Genomic DNA, 6,921 nt, shown 5'->3' with positions numbered 1-6,921 from the left:
TCCTCGAACACCCAGACATAATGGCAAGGTTGAGCGCAGTCATCGAAATGATAACCGACGTTTCTACCAGCACTTGAACTTCTATTCCTATGACGATCTTATTAAGCAGATGAAGAGCTATCTTTATCACTCCAATCGACTTCCTATGCAAACTTTAGGTTGGAAATCTCCTATCGATATCAGAAAAGCTTTACTAGGAGCTGGCTCCTAGTAAAGCTTAACAAATCGATTGCTTCAAAACGATATTTCGGGTCTCACATCATTGACAAAGGTACAATCAACAAGCTTTGTATCATCCAAAAATAGATGGCAAAATATGAGGTAGAAACCAAGATAAATATCCCAAAATAGAGAGCACTATCCACCAATAGCCAGCAATAAATTGCCAAATATCCATTTTTTGCTCTGCTGTTTGATATGTTCCTGTTTCCTTGGTATTGTTCTCAGGTTCTTTTCCTAAAACCAGATAGTCTATACTGACATCAAAAATTTCTGCCAGCTGGACCAGTTTATCAATATCTGGCGTTGCCTCACCATTTTCCCATTTGGAAATAGCCTGACGGGAAATATAGAGTTTTTCTGCCAATCCATCTTGGGATAAATTCTTAGCTGTGCGTAAAGCTCGAATTTGTTGGGCTAATTGAGTCATGATAGATTCCTCCTGATTTCTAAGATTAGTATAACTTAGACATGAGTAGCTGACTAGCAACACTTCAGAAATTTTCTCAACCAGCAGTTGCAAACTGTCAACTAGGACTCGCTATCAAGAACTTTCTTCATTTTCCGCTCAAAATCATGCCGGCTCATCATAACCACATGGTCACAGTTGCTGCAACGGATTTTAATATCTGCACCTAAACGAATGACTTCCCACTTATTGGCTTTTTTGCCAGTCGATTTGATGACACAGGCATGAGGCTTTTTCATTTCGACAAATGTTCCTAATTGATACATGTTAACTCCTTATAGATAGATTTTTCTTTCTTGGCAAGTCAATGCAAACTCTGTCCCCGCCAGCATTTCACCATCCGTTTGAAATAGGATTTGCTGACTGATTTTGATAGAAATGGTTTGGCACTGGATATGTTTGATATATTTGGATTTCTTATGACGCTTAAGGACCAAATCGAGCAAGGCCAGCACACGTCTATGAATTGGGCCGTTTTCAATATAAACCAAATCGATTTTCTGCTCATGAGCAGAGGCTTCCGGCCAAATCATGATACCACCGCCAAAGTAGGTATTGTTGGCAAGAGACAGGAAAAAGAGATTCTTCAACTGTTGTTTCTGGCCATCAATGACCGCGTCCAATGTCAAGGACTGCGCATCTAAAAGACTTCTGATAGCCATTATCAGATAGGTCAATTTGCCAACTTTCACGCGCTTAAGCCAGTTTTTGAGCTTAGAGGATTCTGAGCGTGCAATCACCTGGGCAGCAAAACCAGCATCCATACTATTGACAATAATCCCAAAGGACGTCTTCAAAACACAAATAGACTGCGTTTTTTCTGTCAAGAGGGCAGTTAGGACAGTATCTATCTCTCTGATTTTCATTGATTTGGCGAAATCATTGCCCGAACCTGTCGGATAATAAGCAAAAGGTAGTTGGCTTGGCCAATCCGTCAGGCTTTTAGATAGCGTACCGTCTCCACCTAAAATGAGCAGTCTATCCCCATCTCCATAGCCTTCTAAAATCTTTTGAATCTGAACTTTCTCATCATGCTTACCCTGGGTCAGATAGGTCTTAAATTCTACTTGTGGATAAGTTTTTTTAAGCTGGTCTATTATACTCTCTGCAGAATGGCTGCCAGCATTTGGATTTGCTAAAATGTGTACAATCATAGGTAATTTTAGTATAACATAAAAACGGCTCAATGGCCGCTTTTACTGTTATTAGTTGGTACGAACAGGGGTTACCAATTGGATAAAATCGTCATCCTCACTGATTGGTACCAGAGTAAATGGACGAACGTTGGAAATAAAGCTCACCTTCACCTGCTCACTGTTGGTCGCTTTGAGGGCTTCAATCAGATAAGTTGGGTTGAAGCTGATCACCAGATCCTCACCTGAAACGTCCAAGGTATCGATTTCTTCATTGACGCGGCCTACTTCTGGAGAATTGACATGGGCTGAGACAATACCCTTGGTAATTTCCAGTTTCACCGTTCCATTCTGAGTAGCATTGGACAAGAGACGAGCACGCTCCATAGACTGACGGAGGTGGGAGGTATCAAAAACAGCTGTCGTCTTAAATTCTTTTGGAATGAGACGGTCGGTATCTGGATAGGTCCCTTCCAAAAGACGGGTATAGAAACTAATATACTCGCTTCTGAAGAGGATTTGGTTGTTGGAGAAGAAAACCTCTACCTTTTCAATTTCATCGGTAAATACGGCCGTAAATTCGCGGAGAGAGCGGCTTGGGATGACCACATTGAAATCATCTCCTGCAGTCTCCAAGACCAATTTACGCTGGCTGAGACGGTGGGAGTCGGTAGCCACTGTTTTGAGCTGTTTATTATCTGTTAGCACAAAGTGCACACCAGTTAGGATTGGACGACTTTCCTGAGTTGAGGCCGCAAAGGCTGTTTCGTTGATGGTTTGCTTAAGGACTTTTGTTTCCAATACCAGAGGTTTTGAAGTTGGCACTTCTTGCAAACGTGGGTATTGCTCTGCTTCTTTTCCTTTGAGGGTAATTTCAGATTTACCACTAGTCAAGACAATCTGCTTTTGTTCGATTTCATTAAAATCAAGAACTAAATCAGGCATGCTAGAAACTACGTTGATAAAGAAAGCTGCTTCCAGAAGGATAGCTCCGGTTGAGCTAATCAAAAGACCAGCATTTTTATCTTGAACAGAAATAAAGTGTTCGATAGAAATTTGACCATTGGAACCAATCAGGGTAATACCTTCCGTATTAACAGCAATTTTAACAGTAGATAAAATAGGAATAGCATTCTTGGTACTGATAGCACGTTTGGTAATATTTAATGCTTGTAGGAAAACAGTTTTGTTAATGGAAAATTGAATCATGGATTCTCCTTTATTTATATATAATAAGGGTTAGTAATAGTAGTAGAGCCTGTGTATTCTGTGGAAAAGTGTAAGCAAGCGCATCAGAATAGGAAAAAAGGCTTGTTTACAACTTGTGGAAAACTGCGCACAAGTATGGGATTACATGATCTTATTTTTGATATTTGTAATTTCAATCAGGAAGCTTTCGTTATTCTTGAGCATGTCCCTTATTTTTTTATAGGCATGCATGACAGTTGTGTGGTCTCGATTACCGAAGGCCTTGCCAATTTTTGGAAGGGAGTTGTCCGTCATTTCCCTTGCTAGATACATGGCTACCTGACGGGCTAGGACAATATTTTGCAATCTCTTGCTTCCCTTTATTTCCTTGAGGCTAACGCCGTAGAATTTTCCGACCTCAGTCTGGATGGTTTCAATTGGGATAACAGAATTTTTTGGTGCTGCCTGATTGCGTCCTCGGATGGCCTCAGCTGCAATGTCGACGGTGATAGTGGTCAAATTTCTCATTCCAGCCAGGAGGCTGATATCTTTGAGAATACCTTCTAAATTTCTGACATTGGACTGGATTTGGCCTGCCAGATAGGTCAGGGTATCATTTGGAAATTCAAATGGATAGGTGGCACACTTGGTTCTGAGGATGGCCTCGCGCGTTTCGATATCTGGTGGGTAAATCTGGCAGGTAGCTCCCCAACTAAAGCGGGATACCAGGCGGTCTTCCAAATTATCCAGGCTATCTGGATTTCGATCGCTGGTTAGGACAATCTGTTTTCCTTGGCTCAAGAGAGCATCAAAGGTGTGGAAGAATTCTTCCTGTGTTGAAGCCTTCCCCTTTAAGAGCTGGATGTCATCAATGAGCAACAGGTCAAGATTTCTATAGTGCTCCTTAAATTCTTCCATGTCCAGTTCTTTTTTGGTGAGATAGTTGACAAATTCGTTAAGGAAGGATTCAGATGTGACATATTGAACACGCGCGTGTGGATTGTCTCCCAGGACTTGGTTACCAATTCCGTTGAGCAAGTGAGTTTTCCCAAGACCAGGTCCTCCCCAGATAAAGAGAGGATTGTAGAGCTGTCCAGGTGAATGAGCTACAGCTAGAGCAGCAGATTTGGCCATCATATTACTACCACCTTGGACAAAGTTATCAAAGGTGTATTGGGGCTGGATGCCTGATTGAATCGGAAGAAAACTGGATTTGCTGGGCTTGCCTATCGGAGCTGGAGTATCTGCTTCTGCTGGTGTTGTAACGACCTTATCAGCTTTATAGGCCTTGTCAGATTTTGGTTCTGATACAGATTGATAGGTATGGTAGGTGACGGAAATTTGCTCACCCAACACTTCTAAACCAGCAATCAGTATCAGTTCTTCAATATTTTGTTTCCACAATTTTTTCTTACTGGCCAGTATACTGTCGCTAGTTCCAGCGAGAAAAATTGTTGCAACGCCATCCTGCAATTCAATCAGGCGCGCTTCTTCAACCAGTAGCTCGTAGACAGAATTGGAAAGACTGGACTGGGCTAGTTCAATAAATCGATTCCAAAATTCTTGTTCATTGTCCATTTGAAGCCTCCCTTCCTAAAAAGTGCTTATTCTAAGTTTACCATAAAAGGAAAAAGTTTTCCACAAGAATAAATATTTTTCCACACTGTTTATATCACTTATCCACAAGATGTGAATAAGTAAATTTATCACGATAAAATCGGCTTTTTCCACTATTTATTCCTGTTTATAAGTAGGGGGATTATTTTTATTAGTCACACAATTTTTTTAAGGTGTTGATAATTCTTTCGAATTCTTCGTTGGAATCAAAGGATAGGCTAAGCTTCCCCTGACCAGATTTCTGCTGTCTAATCGTGACCATGGTTCCTAGGAGTTTCTGTAATTCAGTTTCTTGCTCCTTCAAAAAGAGATTTGTTTTCGGTGGGGCTTGCTTTTTCTTCTTTTTCAAAGCATTTTCCAACCAACGAACACTTAATTGCTCCTGTTGGATACGCTCTATCCAGTAGACTTGTTTCGATTCAGGAAGACCGATTAAGAGGCGGGCATGCCCCTGGCTGATTTCTCCGGTTTCAATGGCGGTAATGGTCCTGTTACTGAGGCTCAGCAAACGCAGAAGATTGGAAATATAAGGGCGGGATTTACCCATAATTTGAGCAATTTCATCGTGGGTCAGCCCCTTTTCAATCAATTTTTGATAGGATGCTGCTTCTTCAATGGGATTTAAGTCCGACCGTTGGAGGTTTTCGATAATAGCCTGCAGCATGAGCTGGTCATCGGATAATTCCTTTACAAGGGCTGGAATTTCTTCTAGGCCGGCTAATTGACTGGCTCGTAAACGTCGTTCCCCAGCCAATAATTCATAGCCTATGAGAGAGGATTTCCGGACGATAATCGGTTGGATAATTCCATTTTCTCGAATAGACTGGGCTAGTTCCAATAATTTTTCTTGATCAAAATGTTTTCGTGGCTGAAAAGGATTTGTTTGAATATCCTTAATCGCTATCTTTTTTAATTCTTCCATACAGTGACATTCTAGCAAAAAAAAACTTACTTTACAATGCTGTAAAGTAAGGTTTTTGTTTCAACTATTAAGAAAGGTCATCTGTAGAGTGTGTCAACTTTATGTCAACCTTCTCTTCTTTGCCTTGACGGTAATAGGTGACTGTAATCGTGTCGTTAATTTTTTGTTTGTAAAGGGCACTCTGTAAATCGCTCTTGCTCTCAATTTTCTTACTATTGATCTCAGTAATGACATCGTAGGTTTTTAATTTGCCATCAGCTGGTAGGCCTGACTGGGTTGAAACAACTACTACACCTGAGGTTAAATCTGTATTTGCCAGACCTGCTTTTTCTAATTGACTGGTTGACAAATCGGTCACGTCGACCATGTGAACTCCCAAGGCTGGACGAACTACCTTACCATTTGTTTCCAATTGATTGATAATAGAAACAGCGTCATTTGAAGGAATCGCAAATCCCATACCTTCTATAGAGACACCACCATTATTGGCCAGAGAACTTGAAGTTATCTTACTTGAATTGATTCCGATAACCTGACCCTGAATATTGATGAGGGGGCCACCAGAATTACCTGGGTTAATGGCTGTATCTGTTTGTATTGCATTGGTGGAGATGGTTTGTCCGTCCTCTGTTTGAGAAGTGACAGTCCGGCTAAGGCTGGAAATAATGCCCTGGGTGACGGTATTGGCGTAAACACTACCTAAAGGACTACCGATAGCGATGGCTGTTTCTCCGACCTTAATGCTGTCTGAATTGGCAAATTCAGCGACAGAGTGGGCTTTCTCAGCATCAATCTTGATAACGGCTATATCTGAATAGGTGTCTGCTCCCACTAGCTGTCCACTAACTTTCTCACCAGATGCTAAGAGAATGTCAATTTTTTCAGCATTGACAATAACGTGATTGTTGGTGACAATATAGGCATCCTTGCCATCTTTTTTATATATAACACCAGATCCCTCTCCTGCCACGGCCAGCTCATCAGAGCTCTCAATAGTACCAAAAATAGAGCTGAGGCTATTTGGTGTAGGCTGCTGGTAATTGATGACAGACACTACGGCATCCTGTACTTTTTCCACAGCCTTGGTTGTTGAATTCTCATTTTGATACTGAACTTTGCTGATGGTGGTTTCACCAGACCCCGCTTGCTGTGGAGCTGCGGGATTTTGGAAAGAGGACGCAACCAGATAGCCACTGATTCCTCCTAGAAACCCAAAGGCGAATAGAATGATAAATTTCAAATACTTTTTCATGACTTTTTCCCTTTCAGATTTAATCCATTTTCTAAAGATTACACTCCCTTTCTTAATTATAACTTAAAATTTTCAAAATTCAATCCACAAGCTGTGGATAACTTTTTTCTTCTGTGTATAG

7 protein-coding genes and 1 pseudogene are annotated in these 6,921 nt (G+C 41.1%); 1 reads left to right on the top strand and 7 read right to left on the bottom strand.

Going from position 1 to position 6,921, the window contains the following annotated elements:
- Positions 1-211 (top strand): annotated as a pseudogene (locus ACHBIE_RS10080) (IS481 family transposase); the annotation flags it as partial.
- Positions 212-292: 81 nt separating this feature from the next.
- Here ACHBIE_RS10080 and ACHBIE_RS10075 read toward each other — a convergent pair.
- The 7 genes from ACHBIE_RS10075 to ACHBIE_RS10045 all read right to left on the bottom strand — a co-directional run bounded on the left by ACHBIE_RS10075 (position 293) and on the right by ACHBIE_RS10045 (position 6,800).
- Complete coding sequence (locus ACHBIE_RS10075; protein ID WP_105122453.1) at positions 293-649, bottom strand: helix-turn-helix domain-containing protein; 357 nt, start codon at positions 647-649, stop codon at positions 293-295.
- Positions 650-750: 101 nt separating this feature from the next.
- Positions 751-954: a DUF951 domain-containing protein gene (locus ACHBIE_RS10070; protein WP_105122452.1), complete on the bottom strand. Its 204-nt coding sequence runs from the start codon at positions 952-954 to the stop codon at positions 751-753.
- 9 nt (positions 955-963) lie between these two features.
- Positions 964-1,842, bottom strand: coding sequence for a diacylglycerol kinase family protein (locus ACHBIE_RS10065; protein ID WP_105122451.1), 879 nt, complete (start codon positions 1,840-1,842; stop codon positions 964-966).
- Positions 1,843-1,893: 51 nt separating this feature from the next.
- The gene (gene dnaN / locus ACHBIE_RS10060; RefSeq protein ID WP_105122450.1) at positions 1,894-3,030 is read right to left on the bottom strand and encodes a DNA polymerase III subunit beta; all 1,137 of its coding nucleotides are present in this window, start codon (positions 3,028-3,030) and stop codon (positions 1,894-1,896) included.
- Positions 3,031-3,171: 141 nt separating this feature from the next.
- Positions 3,172-4,587, bottom strand: a complete 1,416-nt coding sequence (gene dnaA, locus ACHBIE_RS10055) for a chromosomal replication initiator protein DnaA (protein WP_394733261.1) — start codon at positions 4,585-4,587, stop codon at positions 3,172-3,174.
- Positions 4,588-4,777: 190 nt separating this feature from the next.
- Positions 4,778-5,548: a ParB/RepB/Spo0J family partition protein gene (locus ACHBIE_RS10050; protein ID WP_105122449.1), complete on the bottom strand. Its 771-nt coding sequence runs from the start codon at positions 5,546-5,548 to the stop codon at positions 4,778-4,780.
- Positions 5,549-5,615: 67 nt separating this feature from the next.
- Positions 5,616-6,800, bottom strand: a complete 1,185-nt coding sequence (locus ACHBIE_RS10045; RefSeq protein ID WP_394733260.1) for a S1C family serine protease — start codon at positions 6,798-6,800, stop codon at positions 5,616-5,618.
- Positions 6,801-6,921 lie beyond the last annotated feature (121 nt).

Source organism: Streptococcus sp. A23, from assembly GCF_043674155.1.
GTDB classification, from domain to species: domain Bacteria; phylum Bacillota; class Bacilli; order Lactobacillales; family Streptococcaceae; genus Streptococcus; species Streptococcus suis_V.
This window is presented reverse-complemented; position numbering and strand designations above follow the sequence as displayed.